Annotated in this window: 16 protein-coding genes and 1 pseudogene; 10 read left to right on the top strand and 7 right to left on the bottom strand. The window is 51.2% G+C overall.

What is annotated here, in order from left to right; genetic code table 11:
- Positions 1–7 precede the first annotated feature (7 nt).
- A complete protein-coding gene (locus tag CEK71_RS21605) occupies positions 8–910 on the bottom strand; it encodes a LamG-like jellyroll fold domain-containing protein (protein ID WP_088621310.1) in 903 nt (300 codons plus the stop codon).
- Between the two features lie 559 nt (positions 911–1,469).
- On the opposite strand from CEK71_RS21605, the gene CEK71_RS21600 reads away from it, so the two are divergent.
- Both CEK71_RS21600 and CEK71_RS21595 read left to right on the top strand, forming a co-directional pair.
- A complete protein-coding gene (locus CEK71_RS21600; protein WP_088621309.1) occupies positions 1,470–2,021 on the top strand; it encodes a hypothetical protein in 552 nt (183 codons plus the stop codon).
- 554 nt (positions 2,022–2,575) lie between these two features.
- Positions 2,576–2,839, top strand: coding sequence for an RNA recognition motif domain-containing protein (locus CEK71_RS21595; RefSeq protein ID WP_088621731.1), 264 nt, complete (start codon positions 2,576–2,578; stop codon positions 2,837–2,839).
- Positions 2,840–2,907: 68 nt separating this feature from the next.
- On the opposite strand, the gene CEK71_RS21590 is transcribed toward CEK71_RS21595, so the two are convergent.
- The 3 genes from CEK71_RS21590 to CEK71_RS21580 all read right to left on the bottom strand — a co-directional run bounded on the left by CEK71_RS21590 (position 2,908) and on the right by CEK71_RS21580 (position 4,508).
- Complete coding sequence (locus CEK71_RS21590; protein ID WP_088621308.1) at positions 2,908–3,339, bottom strand: NINE protein; 432 nt, start codon at positions 3,337–3,339, stop codon at positions 2,908–2,910.
- 256 nt (positions 3,340–3,595) lie between these two features.
- Positions 3,596–4,045, bottom strand: coding sequence for a universal stress protein (locus CEK71_RS21585; RefSeq protein ID WP_088621307.1), 450 nt, complete (start codon positions 4,043–4,045; stop codon positions 3,596–3,598).
- A 10-nt stretch (positions 4,046–4,055) separates the two neighbouring features.
- Positions 4,056–4,508 carry a hypothetical protein gene (locus CEK71_RS21580; RefSeq protein ID WP_232463712.1) on the bottom strand — a complete coding sequence of 151 codons (453 nt, stop codon included), beginning with the start codon at positions 4,506–4,508 and terminating at the stop codon, positions 4,056–4,058.
- 633 nt (positions 4,509–5,141) lie between these two features.
- Between CEK71_RS21580 and CEK71_RS21575 the strand changes: the two genes are divergently transcribed.
- Positions 5,142–6,896 (top strand): calcium-binding protein, encoded by a 1,755-nt coding sequence (locus CEK71_RS21575; RefSeq protein WP_088621305.1) that lies wholly within the window; start codon positions 5,142–5,144, stop codon positions 6,894–6,896.
- A 241-nt stretch (positions 6,897–7,137) separates the two neighbouring features.
- On the opposite strand, the gene CEK71_RS21570 is transcribed toward CEK71_RS21575, so the two are convergent.
- The 3 genes and pseudogenes from CEK71_RS21570 to CEK71_RS24365 form a co-directional block, all read right to left on the bottom strand.
- Positions 7,138–8,574: a hypothetical protein gene (locus tag CEK71_RS21570; RefSeq protein WP_088621304.1), complete on the bottom strand. Its 1,437-nt coding sequence runs from the start codon at positions 8,572–8,574 to the stop codon at positions 7,138–7,140.
- A gap of 562 nt (positions 8,575–9,136) precedes the next feature.
- Positions 9,137–9,625 (bottom strand): glycosyltransferase, encoded by a 489-nt coding sequence (locus tag CEK71_RS21565; RefSeq protein WP_088621303.1) that lies wholly within the window; start codon positions 9,623–9,625, stop codon positions 9,137–9,139.
- 29 nt (positions 9,626–9,654) lie between these two features.
- Positions 9,655–9,774, bottom strand: a pseudogene (locus tag CEK71_RS24365) (IS701 family transposase); the annotation flags it as partial.
- A gap of 89 nt (positions 9,775–9,863) precedes the next feature.
- Here CEK71_RS24365 and CEK71_RS21560 point away from each other — a divergent pair.
- The 7 genes from CEK71_RS21560 (at position 9,864) to CEK71_RS21530 (ending at position 14,956) form a co-directional block, all read left to right on the top strand.
- A complete protein-coding gene (locus CEK71_RS21560; RefSeq protein WP_088621302.1) occupies positions 9,864–10,871 on the top strand; it encodes a phage/plasmid replication protein, II/X family in 1,008 nt (335 codons plus the stop codon).
- Between the two features lie 20 nt (positions 10,872–10,891).
- On the top strand, positions 10,892–11,236 hold the full coding sequence (locus tag CEK71_RS21555) for a single-stranded DNA-binding protein (RefSeq protein ID WP_088621301.1): 345 nt from the start codon (positions 10,892–10,894) through the stop codon (positions 11,234–11,236).
- Positions 11,237–11,423: 187 nt separating this feature from the next.
- On the top strand, positions 11,424–11,642 hold the full coding sequence (locus CEK71_RS21550; protein ID WP_157679553.1) for a major capsid protein: 219 nt from the start codon (positions 11,424–11,426) through the stop codon (positions 11,640–11,642).
- Positions 11,643–11,697: 55 nt separating this feature from the next.
- Entirely contained in the window at positions 11,698–12,012 is a 315-nt protein-coding gene (locus tag CEK71_RS21545) for a hypothetical protein (protein ID WP_088621299.1), read from the top strand.
- Positions 12,013–12,588: 576 nt separating this feature from the next.
- A complete protein-coding gene (locus CEK71_RS21540) occupies positions 12,589–13,752 on the top strand; it encodes a virulence factor TspB C-terminal domain-related protein (RefSeq protein ID WP_157679551.1) in 1,164 nt (387 codons plus the stop codon).
- Positions 13,752–14,027: a DUF2523 family protein gene (locus CEK71_RS21535; RefSeq protein WP_088621297.1), complete on the top strand. Its 276-nt coding sequence runs from the start codon at positions 13,752–13,754 to the stop codon at positions 14,025–14,027. The genes CEK71_RS21540 and CEK71_RS21535 overlap by 1 nt, the downstream gene beginning before the upstream one ends.
- Positions 14,028–14,032: 5 nt before the next feature.
- Positions 14,033–14,956: a zonular occludens toxin family protein gene (locus CEK71_RS21530; protein ID WP_088621296.1), complete on the top strand. Its 924-nt coding sequence runs from the start codon at positions 14,033–14,035 to the stop codon at positions 14,954–14,956.
- The last annotated feature ends 145 nt before the right edge of the window (positions 14,957–15,101 follow it).

Below are 15,101 nucleotides of genomic sequence, written 5' to 3'. Positions count from 1 at the left end.
GGACTTGTTATTTTGCTTTGCCATCAACGGTAATATGGATCACGTCATTAGGCGAAATGGTTAATCCGGCAGCTTCACAATTAAAGTGGCGGGTAGTGAGCATCACGCTTTGCCCGGTCGTCACATTCTGGCATTCCGCACTGAAACCGACCGGGTTTAACCCCTTCATTGTTCCGGCAACAGTGATGCTTTGTTTGTATAATTCTTTGATTTCACTGGTTTTTAAGGCGCGTCGGTAATAGCGGAACTCGTCTAAGACCCCCTTAAATTTTTGACTTGCCCGATCATAGCTATAGCCTACATAGAAGCGGTTATCCCAATTAAATTCAGAGGGGCGTGAAAGGGATTGCTTTACTAATTCGCCATTAATGTAGTAGCGGGTGGATTTGCCGGTAACCGCTAACGTGACCAACGTAAACCCGTTACCGATGGTTTGGTCTGTACAAGAAATATATTGTGTTGAACCATCACCATTTTGGTCTTTCTTGTTCATACTCCAAACGCGGTGGCAAATCCTCCCTGACGACAAATAAATATGGCGGTCATTGCCTGCCGTACCGCCTCCCGTTACGCCGGCATCCACCGAAAAAATGCCCGAATTATTATCGGTTGCCTTTAACCAAAGGCTGACGGTGTAATGGGCGGCCGGATTACCGGAAAATAACCTTTCAATAACATCATTACCATTAAATTCTAATGCCTTATTATTTGTTGTGCCATCAAGTGCTATGCCGTCCACACATTTTGGGTCACCTATTATTGTCCCGTCCAATGCGTTAGCTGAACTGTCCTTCGCTGTGCAGTCATCAAAACTATAATGCACAATCAAGCCATCATTTAAATCTGCTATGGCTGTGCCGCTAACCATCAGCAGCGCCCCCAGTAACATTGCCGCCTTTATTTTTTTCATACGCTTATTCCCCCATATTAATAGAGTCCAACGTTAAGCAAACGACAGGCTAAAACCCCGCCTTAGCCTGAGTATTTGGCTATTTGTGTTGCTTGATTAGTGACGGCATCTCTATGGAAGTCTAACGTAAGGGCAATGGGCACGTCACTGGGATACCAAAAACCCAAGGTTAAAAACATTTAGATACCTAAGACTATTATATCAGTCGTTATGAAAACAAAAAAGATATTAATCTAAGGGTGTGTCGCATTATTCGCTACCGCAAACAACGGCGGTCTTTTTTGGGGTTGCTGCACATTTTTGAATAAAAACAGCAAAATCCTTATTTTTTAGCCTTGGGTATTAAAAATATTTTTCTTTAAAAATCAATGTCTAGGAGAGGATTGCCTATTTTTTGTGAAAAAATCACAGTTTTTTTGGTATTAGTTAATTTTTTTCACCCTAGTATTGCTGTTATTGTGAGTAAGTGGTTATTTTTTTGTAGCCATTTATAAATATAAGTTGTTTCTGTCTGGATTGACAAGTGGACAACCGATCATCACTTATGCAGAGCCTTTATATGAAAAAAACCTTGATTGCGATTACCTTAGCGTTAGCGGGTTTGTCCGTCCAAGCCGAGCCTATAAACAGTATGGATGACCATACCGCACAACTGTTAGGCGGCGTAGACAGCAGCCAACAGTTAGTGGCGTTCAGCAACGAAATGCTGGACACCACCCCGGAAGGCCAAGCGGTTATAAAAAAATTTTATCAGCTCCTGCCTTACGCGCTACTGGCAACACAACATGACAACAGGTTACGCAACTTGGCCGCGGCAGAAGCCAGAACCATTGCCGCTTTACTGAGCCAAGGCCGCAAAGACGGGGTAATTGCCCCAGAAGCCGGGCTACGCATAGCGAATTTACTGTCCGAATTTGCCCGCAGCCCCGCCGCCAATGAAATATTGCAACAAGGTCTCGCGCCAGTCCAAGACCCTCTACCTGTGCAGACTTTTCTAAATCGGCTTAACGGGCGTTTAAGCCAGTTGCCCAACCTTGCTAAAATCGCTGGCCATGAGTCCGATAACGCTGCCAAATTCAACCCGCTCAGCCCCTGCCCCAAACATGACTGAGCCGCTAGCCTGCTTTTGCACCGCAGGCCCAAACTGTCCGGCGGACAAGCCCCGTTTTCCCCAAACGCCTGCTTTTGGCTCAAAAAACAGGCGGCTATCGGTATATTTTAAGCCCCATTGCTTGCCCAACCAAACTTTTAGATAGCTATAACAGAACGTTATCACTATAATGGCGGAGCTAGTAGAAAATTTGCCGGTCTTGTGCCGACATTTTCTAGTTACGCTTTGCATATCCATCAGCACTTTTCCAGAAACTCCCTCGCTTTTTGCCTTTATATGCTGCGCAAATGCCTACTTGCCGCTTCAGCGGTATAAGCGGCTCAGCTATGTTGGTATTGATAGATACGGTTAAGCGGTTTCGGCTTGCTTGCTGCCGTCTGCCCCAAAGGCCCCTGACGGTAACAGACAGGCCAAACTTGCCTAAAGACTTGCAAGCACCCCAGGCAAACGCCGCTTTAAGCGGTTATTTTCCCGGCACACCCCGTCTTGCGGGACTGTGGCAAAACCGGCAACATCCGGCCCATCAACCCACCTCTGAATTTAGGACATGTCTTTTGAAACGTATTTTTGTAGGAAACTTACCTAGCGACGCCACCGAGACCAGCGTACAAGCCTTATTTTCGCAATATGGCAAAGTCCGCTCCATTGAATTGGTTTCGGATATTTTTAGCGGCAAATGCCGAGGCTTTGCCTTTATCGGCATGGAAGGCCATGAAGCCCGTGCCGCCATTTCGGCGTTGGACGGCAACTTGTATTGTGGCAAGCCGTTAAAAGTAAAGTTTGAAGAACCCGCCGCCAAAAAAGGCCGCCGCCACTAAACGGGCGGTTGCCGTAAGGCCTTCTGCCCCGCAACCTGCGGTTAAGGTTGCGGGGCGGCGGTCAAGGCTTATTTAAATGGCCGCCCTTTGGCATCTTGATTTATATGCCCGGCCAAAATAAGCACACATTCGATAAAGCCCCAGACTGGCGCGTAGACAACAAAATACTGGGTGATAAACAACGCAAACGTCACCAGCATCTGCGCGAAAGCCAAACGGTAAAACCCCAAGTATAGGCGGCCACCGCCTGCCCAACCTAAGGTAAACGCCAACAATGCCGCCAGATATTTGTATTTAACGGGCTTGGGCTTTTCCAAATACGCCCCGACCAGGTCAACGCTTTTCGCAACGCCTTCTTCCTCAATAAACCGCACGGCATCGCCCGCTTCAGGCGCGGCAACGGCAACCCAATCACCCAGCCGGAAAGCCAGCAGACGGCCCTCGCTGCTTATCGTGCCGGTTTCTGTTGCAGGGTCATAACTCTCAATAGTGCCACTCATTTTTTTCCTCTATAGTTATTCTAATTTTTGTTTTTGAAACACTTTTTTTCGGCAACCGCCCGCATTTACGCAGGCTTTATGGTGCAGCGCGTAGCAGTAAGTGGGTGTTCATATATTTTTAACATTTAACATTGGTAGCTCTGTAACTCCCTCCCAGCCTCCCCTTCGGCTTCGCTCAGGAGGGGTGGGGTTGAATTCACGAATGTTAAAAGACTTTTGCACCACTACTTAAAAGCGCGTAAGGCAGAACACCCGCTCAGGCGGCGGGCTGATCCGGCAAGCGTACTGCCAAGACATCGCAGCGGGCGTGGTGCAGGATGCTGTTGGCGGTAGACCCCAGCAATAATGCCAAACCATGCCGACCGTGCGAGCCGACCACCAACAAATCGGCCTGTTGCTCTTGGGCGACGCGGACAATCTCTTGGTGGGCGCTGCCCGACTCTAACCAAATGTCCGCCTCGGCCACTGCCAACGCCGCCGCCAATTTATGCAGCTTAGCCTGGGCAATAGCCATCAGCTCATTGCCCAAGTCGATGGGATACGGCATATCGCCATAACCGGCATCGACCATCGGGGTATTGTCGACAACGTGAATTAGGCTTAGTTTTGCCTGATAGCTGGCCGCCAATGCTTTCGCCCGGTCAATGACTATCTGGTCATGCTCAAAAAAATCGACCGCCAATAAGATATGCTGATACATTGCCATGCTCGCCTCGTTAGTTAACACTGGGTAGTTCCGGGAACAATAAAGCCATTACTTTATAAGAAGCCACTAAATATAACAACGCTAAGCCCAAACTAAAGCTGATGTGCTTATCTAAGGCGTGGCGTAAGATGTGGCCTACCACCGCCCAATGCCAGATAATAATCGCCACCATCACTAAAAACACCGCCACCCCGCCTTGCTGTAAGATCAGGGTCGCCATCACCGGCAGGGCAAAAAAACTCAGCAGCGCGTCCGTACCCAATAAGGCCGAGGCAGTTTGCCAAAACCGCGCCAGTTTACCGAAACTGTACAGGCAAAGCCCCGCGAAGAAGACTTCCAAGGCAATGCCGACCACCGTTTGCAAGACTGAGCGCACCCCGCCCTTGTCCATGTGCAGCATTAAAAAACTGACCAGCATATTGGCGGCAACCGCCATTTTTAACACGCTCAGGCGATAAGGCAAATCCTGCGGGCCTTTTTTAAACAGGCAAATCTCAAACAGCCGTTTTACTATCTGATGTTACGCACCCCATCCCAAAAAGAGTATCATTGACGGATGGAAAAAGAAAAAATAGAACTCTACACAGACTACCTGATCTGCAATCAAGGCTTTGCAACGGCGACGGGCTTGTCGGCGATGCCCCTTCGACGACCATCGGAAGTCCCTGTGGGACAAGCTCCCCCACAAGGGGGGTCTGGGGACAGGCGAACGGTTAATCCTATCTTTTTGAAATTACAAGTACAATTCCTTAACTTAATGGCAGTGACGCAAACCCCACCGCCGGACACAAAAAAGCCCCTTAACGGGGCTTTTAGCTCAGTGGTGTCGTTGGCGTTGTTACCACTTTGCAATACTTGTCGGGTTACCTCCTGCACAATGGCTTTAACACTCAAAGCGGCTAAACCTTTCCATACCAACATAAAACGCTGTACCTCCCCACCCACAACACACCATTACCCGCATTGCCTCCCTTAAAAAAACATTAAATTTTTTTATTGTGTGATTTAGTACCTAGCTATTTTGTTTTTCAGCGTATAAACTTTGCCTGAAGTGATTTCCCCCCCCCACCCACAACACGACTTAAGGTGATAAACAATGGCAACTTATAATGGCGACAATAGCAATAACTCTTACCTTGGCACGGCAGGCAATGATGTCATTAATGGCAATGGCGGTAACGACACGCTGTATGGCGAAGACGGCAACGACATCATTAATGGCGGCACCGGCAACGATTATATGGAAGGGGGCATAGGTAACGACACCTACCTGATCGCCAAGAACGACGGGGCGGACACTATTTATGATGAAGGCGGCACCGATGTAGTCAAGTTTACCGATATGCTCGCCACCGACATCAGCCGCGTCAGCCAAGTCGGTAGCTATGGCTTAGACCTGTTGCTGACCTATAGTGGCGGACAAATCACCTTCAAATATTACTTTTCCGTATCCGATGGCATCGAACAGTTCCAATTCAGCAATGGCACAGTGTGGAATACGGCGGACATCAACCTAAAAGTGTCGCAAGGGACTAGCGGCAACGATCACTTATACGGCGATGGCGGCAACAATACCCTGAATGGCCTAGCGGGCAATGATGCTCTGTATGGCTATAACGGAAACGATACCCTCAACGGCGGCACCGGCAATGACACCCTGTATGGGGGCTGGGGCAACGACACCTACCTGATCGCCAAAAATGACGGGACGGACGCGCTGTATGATGAAAATGGGACTGCTGATGTGGTCAAATTCACCAATATGCTCGCCACCGACATCAGCCAAGTCAGCCGCGCTGGCGTCAATGGCAACGATGTGTTGCTGAAATACAGCGGCGGCCAGTTGACCATCAAAAATTACTTTTATTCAGCTGACAACCGCATCGAGCAGTTCCAGTTCAGCAACGGGGCGGTGTGGGGCTGGACGGACATCAACCTAAAGGTGCTGCAAGGCACCAGCGGCAACGACATCTTGAAAGGTACTGATGGCAACAACGACACCCTCAATGGCTTGGCGGGCAATGACACCCTGTATGGTTATGGTGGCAACGACACCCTTAATGGCGGCACCGGCAACGACTATATCGATGGCGGCCTGGGCAACGACACCTACCTGATCGCCAAGAACGACGGGGCGGACACCATTGTTGATGAAGGCGGCACCGATGTGGTCAAGTTCACCAACATGCTCGCCACCGACATCAGCAGTGTCAGCCGTCCGGCGGGTTATTACGGGAATGGCAGTGATCTGTTGCTGAAATACAGCGGCGGACAGTTGGTCGTCCGGGCTTATTTTACGTTAACGGATACCCGTATTGAACAGTTCCAGTTCAGCAACGGGACAGTCTGGAGTTGGGCCGACATCAAGGCACACACCGTCCCAACCCCCACCAGCGGCAACGACAGCCTGTACGGTTATGACGACAGCAATGATACCCTCAATGGCTTGGCAGGTAATGACAAGCTGTGGGGCTTTGGCGGCAACGATGTCCTTAACGGCGGCCTGGGTAACGATACCCTGATCGGCGGCTTAGGCCACGACAGCTTTGTCTTCAATACCACCTTAGGCCCTGACAACATCGACACCATCACCGACTTTAGCGTCACCGATGACACCATCCAACTGGCACACAGCATCTTCACCGCCTTGGCCACTGGAGCCTTGGCCGCCGACCAGTTCAAAATCCTCGGTAACGGCGGTGTACAAGACAGCAACGACCACATCCTCTACAACACCACCTCCGGTGCCCTGTCTTACGACACCGACGGCAGCGGCGCGGCGGCGGCGGTGCAAATCGCCATCCTCGGCACAGGGGTGGCGATGACTTCGGCGGATTTTATGGTAGTTTAACCCCCTGCCCCCTTGCGGAAAACGCCCCATTTTTCCCGCAAGGGGGCAGCCACAAAAAAGCCCCTTAACGGGGCTTTTTTAATACATTTATAAAGATAAACGCCTCTCACCTGCCGAATGATTAGCCGAAGGAAGGCGACGGCAAAGCACAATACCTCAGCACCACGCCGTCTCCCTCCCCTAAAATAAGCCAATCTCCCGAAAATATCTGAACGGGTAAGCGGTGTCCAATCGCTAAACGTTACCGTGCAGTATTGGTGCCGACAAGGCTAAACTCAAACAAGCTGAAGCTTAAGTCGTTTATGCCGCCTGTTTCGTACCCGGTGCTGGCGGTAGGGACGTACATGTTGTTGAGGATGAAGGCGTAGTAGTCAGCGGCTGTTTTACCTGCGCAGGTCGGCATGGCTGGGAACGCCCCTCCGGCCACCAAATTGGGTATCACACTGTTGAGTACAGGAATTAAGTCTTTATTTGCAATAGAGGTCGTTATGCCTCTTACTTTAAATGGGTTGTAGTGGAAACCGGTTGCCGGTATCACATAAGCATTGTAATCAACCAAGTTACGCAACGGGTATCTGTACATGTTCTGTCCAGTGGCAGGGTCGACCGCCAATGGTTGGAATGAGGTATTGATAGTTCCGTCAGGGTTTTGGTCGATATATTCAAACCGCTCATCAAAGATATTTTCTACGAGATTGAAAGAATAATACTTTTTGCCTGTTGATGTCGCGCCACAAAAAGTCCCGTCGTCCACAAATCTGAAAGTGACGCCAAAACGTAAGCCGCCGCCATGTTTGCTGGCATCATAAGTAGTCTGCCCGGTTGACGGTGGGGTGCCTGAGTAAGCTTGGGTATTAACGCCATAAGGGACAGTATTGAAGACACTGTTCTGCACGTTATTCTTTAAGCTATAGTTCAAATAAAGGTGCTGATATTGGCCAACTGGGGTTTGGGTAGAAAGAAGGGTGACTTCGCTGTTCTTAAATGCCAATGAGGCATCCGGCCCATGGAATGACCCAAGCGTTGTAAAGTTAGGATAGAAATATTGCGACCAGCCCAAAGCGTCTTTCCACCAATTTTCACTCTTGGTTTCCATGTTGATCCGGTCTTGGGCGAACTCAAAGTTAAAAATGTTTTCGCTGTCGTCCAGTGAGCGCAGGCGCAGGAACGCCCCAGTTCTCACGTTATTGTACAGAATGTTTCCGATAGTTGTCTTGTCTCTTGTAGAGTCCGCAGGAGTGGTTTCACAAAAATGCGGAACGCTACTATAAAGCGGCAGCGGCACACTTGGGGCAATATAGTCGACAAAAGCCCCCAAAAGAAACTCGCTATTATTGTTAAATCTGTAGTCGCGCTCTGTTGTTGTCAGGTATTGCGAAAAGGTCGTAGAAGTCTTGCCGCTTTCACCTTCATTCATGGCCGGATCTGAATTTGCCCCATAAGAATAAGTACACGCCCCGGAATACGTCGAGTCGGAGGTCTTGTCAGGCGTTCCCCGGGTGTAAATGGTCATTTTTTGGCGGGCAGTGGCATTGGAATAATAAGCGTTTGAATACTTGAAATAAGTGCTGTCCGCCATCGCAGCCGAACTGGCAACGCCGCCAAGGGACAGGCCTAGCGCCTGGAGCGCCACCAGAATAGATGCGTTCAGTTTATTTTTCTTTAAAAAAATTGTCATAATACGGATTTCCTCATGTTAGATCGAGCATTTCACTCTTGATTAATGTGGTTTACTTTATAGACAGCTTTGTACCTTCCGAAAAAACAACCATCTTAGCAAATACTTATTTTTAGGCATAAAAATAAGGAAGCCATTACTGTAGACACACAAATACCCTGCCAACAGGGATATAGGGTCAACAGTTAATTTACTGGGGTTTTTCAATCTATATAATACTAAAGTGCGGAATAATTGCAACATTTTTCTATTTTATATACATTAAAACCCTATAATTTAATTTATAAATGTATAAAGCTATCCTACCTAGATTGCAGCAGAGCTTGTCGACTAACCACAGGCGAATAGAAACCTATAGTTTCCGTTTTCACTACAAAAGCGGCCAAAAATAGTTCTCCGCAGCTAAGTAATGGTTTTTGAGAAAGTAATGACAGACCTAAGCCATTTGCACAGCCGTATGTCCGGCAAATGTATTTGCTTGAATATGGCGTTTTTGATGGCACCCAAAAAATGCCGAGGGACATCAAATGAGTAAGGCGCAGCCCGTCCAGGAGCAGCCACCCTACCCCCCATAAACCGGAATCACCCCCCGATTCCCACCCCATAACCGCATAGCCGCACTAATCTTCTCGCGGCTATGCGTCCGCTTTTCCACTTGATCGCTTAAGCAATGATGTTGATTGGCATGTTGCGTCCAACGGTAGCCGAACATCGGCACATGGACAGCCCCATGCAGCAAAGCCGCCTCGGTTTTCATAACCCACTCACTATCCACGCCATAGCGACTAGCCAAACCGAACGACAAACCGCTGACCGCCGCCGTCCTGATAAGGGCCAGGCTATGGATGATGCCTTGGCTGTCGGTCGCCATTTCGTAAGTGCAGCCCGCCTTGTGGTGGCGTATTTCCGAGCCGTCCGCAAAGGCCTTAACCTCATTGGTAAACGCCACGCCCGCGCCACTCTGCGCCAATGCCGCCAAGCCCAGCCTTAAGGCATCCGGCTCCACGGTATCGTCATCATCGACAAACGCCACCACCTCAGCCAACGCCAAAGCCTCATAACGCGCCTTAATAACTGATGTTACGCAGCCCTTAGTTTTTGCAACTCTTCATAAGCCATTTGGTTGGCCTTGACGAACAGCTTGGCCCGCATAGCGAAATGATTGGTTTTATGTTTTATCTTCAGGCATTCGAGCTTGAATGGCCGCATCTTGCTTAAATTCCAGAGTAAATTTAGGTTTTTTGACTTTATCTGTTTTGCTCATTTTTCACCTCTGCTGACATTATAATATGCCTTTGGAAGTGTCCGGCTTTATTAGACCATTTCAGTTTGACTTCCGCACGGCCGCCAAGGAGGGCGGCCAAAATTTTTACGTCGAGATTAAGGCCAGCCCCGCCAAGCTCATGCAAGGCCACAACCTCTACGGTTCCGATGATTTGTGGCCGTGCGCCGAGTTCATGATCCATTTGCTCTATGACACTTACCCCCAGCTTGCCCAGTTTTTGGACGTGCCTTATTGGTCGGTTGAGCAGGTCGATATTACCTACCATTCGTGGTGCAAAACCGAAAACGAGGCCTTGCAGTTCGTCAACGCCTTGCAGAACGTCAGCAACGGCCAGACCCGCGCCCGGACCGGCTACAGCGGCACCGTCTATTTCGGCAAGGCCAACAGCCGCATCAAAAAAATCAAGGTTTACGTCAAGCTCCTTGAAATCCTGAACCTGTTGGCGAAAGACAAAAGGGCAGGGCGCGGCAAAGCCCCGCTGTCCGCCATTTACACCCCCAAGCTTTTGGACTGGGCAAAAGGTATGGTGCGCTGGGAAGCTTCGCTGAAAACACGTTGGTTCCAGCGCCGCCACATCAGCAACAATTTATTCGACCTTTGCAAGGTGTTCGATGCACAAGGTTTTTGGCGAGAATCGACACACGACATATTTAAGGCCTTAGAGGGCAAACACATGCGCATCATCAAAGACGACCAGATAGAGAAACAGTTACGCGACAAATTCCCCACGGTTAACGCCCGTTCCGGCAAGGTTACCTATGGCAAGGCCAACGCCGCTTACCGCGTTTACCGCGCCATCAAGACCGAGGGCTGGATTGAGGCCAAGCGCACTTGTAGCGTTGGTGCTTTTCACAACGCTATCGAAATGCTCCACGCCTGCGGCCTCTCCAAAGCCCTGCTCCAGAACCTCCAGGGCGACGGCCTCAAGTGCGAGGTCATCCCGTTTATCCGCTATGTGGAGATCAATTTCGGCGAGCAGTACCCGCCTTTCCTCCAGCAGTCCGCTGCTTAACTTAACTGAGAACTACCGTCATGTCTTTAGTATTGGCTTTTACCGAACGCGCCCAAACCGATGCCGTCACCTCCCGCGCCCACCCCACCACGGGCGAACTGGAGTACCAACAAAAAATCTGGGTTTACAAGTCCGGCTCCAAGTTCCCCACCGAGTACCGCATCCGCCTGCCTTCCGGCGTGAAGTGCTACCCCGAGGGCGATTACGCTTTTGAGCTCCAGACCAACATCAAGCCCGATAAGTACGGCTCGATGTCCTTTGACGGCTTCGCCCCCACCACGCTGATACCCGTCAAACAGCCTTTTATTGATGCGTTTAACAAGGTTTCAGCCCAGATTTACCAGCAATTGGCCGCCCCCGCCTGACCGCGTTATGGCTTGCTCGCTTTATAAGGGCGTGTCTGCATAATCCCCCGCCCCCGTCGCCGCCGCCTGCGCGTGCGAAAGGACGCAAGGACGCATCGCGCGTGCAGGCGCCCCCCCCGATTGACCGTTTTTGGCTGATAGCCCAAACCGTGCCGGCGGCTCCGGCGTTTTTAACCGAGATTTTTTTATGCACTCAATCCGTAAGCTTCTGAACCACAAAAAATCCCATGCGGTCGCCGTCGCCTTGGGCGGTGCCGTTGTCCTTGAGCAGTCCGCCAGCGCCGACGTGTCCGCCGTCACTGGCGCCCTGACCGCTGTCGGCACCGATGCCGCCACCCTCGGCGCGGCGGTCTTGGTCGTCATCGTCGCCGTGATGGCCTTCAAGTATTTGCGCAAGGCGCTGTAGCCTTTTTTCGTCCGGCGGGGTTTCGTGCCCCGCCATCTGTCCGGGGGGGCAGGCTGTGAACCTATACAACTCCTATTGCTATCCTGATATCCAGTCCGTTGCCGATTCCGTCCAAAGCCGTTTGGTGCTTGACGGTTTCGGCCTGATCCAGTCCGTGACCCCCACATCCGCCAACGATTTGGCGGTCGTTTACCTTTCTTCCGATTCTGTTGCCCATAGCGCGACGCTTTACGTCCCCGATTGTGCCCGCTTGGGTTTTGATTCTTCTTATACTGGCCTTTCGGTCGCCGATTCCCTTGACCTTGCTTGGGCGGTGGTCGCCGTCCTCGCCGTCGCCTTCGGTTTTAAAATTTTAAAGAGGTCGTTTTGATGGACATTGAAAGCATTTGCATCCTCATCGCGGTCATCGGCTCCGCTTTTATTATGTTTAGCTGATATGCGCTTTTACCGCTTATCTTTATTGCTGTTGCTTTTGTCGGCTTCTTTTTCTTTGTTTGCTATGGATAGGGCGGGTGCTTATGCTGCTTGTCAAACAGATAGCGCCAATTATCCACCGGGCAAAACTACTTGTTATGATGGCTATCCGGGTGCTGTTTATTTAAAATCTTCTTCTTCTGGCGTGGGTTTGGGTATTTACAGTTATTCTGCGCCTTGCGATGACCCGTCCAAAACTTACGATGTCGTTACTCATACATGTAAAGGGCAACCAAAAGTTTGCTATGATAAAAGTGTTACTTTAGCCAATCCTCTTCCCGGCACACTGTCTACATGTACCGTACATCTTGAAGTTACGCCTCCTGCCGAATGCCCTTCTGACGGTTCTTCTTTGTGTGTTTCTAAGTCCTGTCTGGGTCCTAATGGCTATCAAGCTTTTGTTGATTCGCCTCTTTCTTCTTGTGCCGAGCCACCTATTAATTGTGTCAATATTACTCCGCATACTCATAATGTGGATAATTGGACGTGTGCGCCTGACCCCCCTGTGACCTGTCCGGCAGGCTCCCATAATGTGGGGGCTTACGATTGCGAGCCAGACCCCACCACGCCCGACCCGCCGCCGACCGACCCCAACGGCAACGGCGGCGGCGGCAACAACGACGGCACAGGCACAGGTACGGGCACAGGTACCGACCCCGGCACAGGCACGGGCGGCACACAAGAACCGACCCAATGCGGCTCTTTGGCTTGTGACGCCACCTTGCAAGCCATGAGCGCCCAACTGATTTCCATACTCGGCGCGGTCAACACCACCCGCTCCAACGAATTGGCGGGCATCCTGTCCGCCGCCAAGACCGCCAACGGCAACGGCCTGTCAACCCTCATTAAGGTCGGCACCATCGCCGCCGACGTTTTCGAGGCTGTGTCTTATTTGTCCAACATTTACAGCAAACTCGGTCAGTCCCAGATCGACCTCTCCGCCATGCGCGATTCCCTCAGCACCGTCAAAGACCTGATGTCCCAAATGAACGGCAAGTTCGACGTGCAAAAACAACAGATTGATGACATGCTCTCCAAGCTTGACCAACAGCTCGGCAAGCAGGAGGCCGCCAACGGCAAACTCGACGACATCAAAGACAAACTCGACGACCTGCGCCAAAAAGGCCAGGACGGCAACGACAAGCTCGACGACCTGCGCCGCAAGCACGACGACACCAACGGCAAGCTCGACGACATCAAAGGCAAGCTCGACCGCGGCAACAGCACATGGGATGCCATTTTGGAGTGGGTGACCCGCCTGTCCGTCCTGTCCGACATTCTCGACTGGCTGAAAGGTTTCAGTATCGACCTGACCCCCATCACCAATTTACTGGACGCCATCCTCAATAAGCTGGATTTTTGCGCCGACCATCCCGACTGGCTGTTTTGCCCGTCCGATTTGCCCGATGTCGATGCTGTGGATTTGGACACTAAGCCCATAGACGCGGATTTTTCCCCCAGGGTGACGGGTTCCGGCTCTTGTCCTGCCGATGTGCCTATCGCCTTGTCATTCGGCACTTACAGCCTGTCTTTTGCCTATATTTGTGATCTGGCCGATTCCCTCTATTATTTGGTTTTGGCGCTGTCTTATCTTGCCGCCGCGCGGATACTCGCGGCGCCGTTGGGGGTTGGCTGATGTCCGCCATATTGGCTTGGGTTTTTGCCCTTTTCGAAAAGATTCCCGCCCGTGTTTTAGGTGGCTTGGGCTTTGGCTGGGCGACCTACGCGGGCTATTCCGCCGCCGTCGAGTCGTTTATCGGCAGTGCCGTCAGTTCCATCCAATCCACGGGCGGTGTCCTCTATTCCATTTTGTCCATGACCGGATTCATCGACGGTTTCGGCATCATCCTTGGTGCCATTTCCGCCCGTGCCGCCCTCCAGTTCATCGACAAGCTCGCCAAGATAGGGTAGGGCGCATGATCACTTTGGTTACGGGTGTCCCCGGTTCCGGCAAGACGTCCTACACGCTCGCCGAGATGCTCAAGATTTTGAAAGAAGGCAACCGCCCCTTGTTTGTCCACGGTGTCCCTGATCTGACCATCGCCCATGAGGCTGTCCGGTGCAGTTCCCACAGTTGCGACGTTTGCCCGGCGTTACCTGACACCCTCTTGAAAATTGACGATTGGCACATCTGGGCGCCTGACGGTGCGGTCATTTTTATTGATGAAGTCCAAAACGCTTTCCGTCCCCGCTCCTCCGCCGCCAAGGTGCCGGACCAGGTCGCCGCTTTTGAGACCCACCGCCATAAAGGCCTGGATTTTTATCTGGTCACCCAGCATCCCAATTTGTTCGACTCTAACATTAAGCGTTTGGTGTCCAAGCATATCCATTTGACCGGGACCTGGGCGCGGCGGGTCGCTTACGAGTGGCCGGAAGCCACCAGCAATGTCCAGTCCACCGCCACCGCCATTAAATCCACCTACGTCATCCCCAAGCACGTTTTTAAGCTCTATAAATCCGCCACTATCCACACCAAGCTTAACCGCAAAATCCCCGCCACCGTCTACGCCTTGGCTTTTTTCGCCGTTTTTGCGGCTTGGTTGTGCTACCGCTTTTATTCGACCCGTATCGCCCCGCTGGTCAGCACCACCGCCCCGGCCGCCGATGTCAGCCCCGCCAACCCCGCCGCCGTTTCCCACGGTTCGCCCCAAGACCTGAAAAGGCGCTTTGATTTTACCCCCACCGTCCCCAACCACCCCGAATCCGCCCCCGCTTACGCCGAGATCGCCAAGCCCAAGGATTTCCCGCGCCTGGTCGGTTGTGTCCGTTCCGAAAAGAAGTGCACCTGCTATACACGGCACGAAAAAAAAGATTTGACAAGCTGGTTTGGCTCTGTATAATAGTCGGACTTAGCCGGGGTGACAACCCCGACGCTCTTTAACAGACCGGATCGAAATAATGTGTGTGGGTGCTTGTGGCGGCTATTGCGCAATAAAATAGCCGATACAAGACAACACGTCAATTCAAAATTTACGTTTAGTTTTC

Origin of the sequence: Methylovulum psychrotolerans (assembly GCF_002209385.1) — a bacterium.
GTDB classification, from domain to species: domain Bacteria; phylum Pseudomonadota; class Gammaproteobacteria; order Methylococcales; family Methylomonadaceae; genus Methylovulum; species Methylovulum psychrotolerans.
This window is presented reverse-complemented; position numbering and strand designations above follow the sequence as displayed.

Bases quoted from the DNA above. Each gene is read 5' to 3' on its own strand.
- CEK71_RS21575 (WP_088621305.1), top strand. From the start codon at position 5,142: ATGGCAACTTATAATGGCGACAATAGCAATAACTCTTACCTTGGCACG.
- CEK71_RS21550 (WP_157679553.1), top strand. From the start codon at position 11,424: ATGCACTCAATCCGTAAGCTTCTGAACCACAAAAAATCCCATGCGGTC.
- CEK71_RS21560 (WP_088621302.1), top strand. From the start codon at position 9,864: ATGCCTTTGGAAGTGTCCGGCTTTATTAGACCATTTCAGTTTGACTTC.
- CEK71_RS21570 (WP_088621304.1), bottom strand. From the start codon at position 8,574: ATGACAATTTTTTTAAAGAAAAATAAACTGAACGCATCTATTCTGGTG.
- CEK71_RS21600 (WP_088621309.1), top strand. From the start codon at position 1,470: ATGAAAAAAACCTTGATTGCGATTACCTTAGCGTTAGCGGGTTTGTCC.
- CEK71_RS21535 (WP_088621297.1), top strand. From the start codon at position 13,752: ATGTCCGCCATATTGGCTTGGGTTTTTGCCCTTTTCGAAAAGATTCCC.
- CEK71_RS21530 (WP_088621296.1), top strand. From the start codon at position 14,033: ATGATCACTTTGGTTACGGGTGTCCCCGGTTCCGGCAAGACGTCCTAC.
- CEK71_RS21590 (WP_088621308.1), bottom strand. From the start codon at position 3,339: ATGAGTGGCACTATTGAGAGTTATGACCCTGCAACAGAAACCGGCACG.
- CEK71_RS21605 (WP_088621310.1), bottom strand. From the start codon at position 910: ATGAAAAAAATAAAGGCGGCAATGTTACTGGGGGCGCTGCTGATGGTT.
- CEK71_RS21585 (WP_088621307.1), bottom strand. From the start codon at position 4,045: ATGGCAATGTATCAGCATATCTTATTGGCGGTCGATTTTTTTGAGCAT.
- CEK71_RS21555 (WP_088621301.1), top strand. From the start codon at position 10,892: ATGTCTTTAGTATTGGCTTTTACCGAACGCGCCCAAACCGATGCCGTC.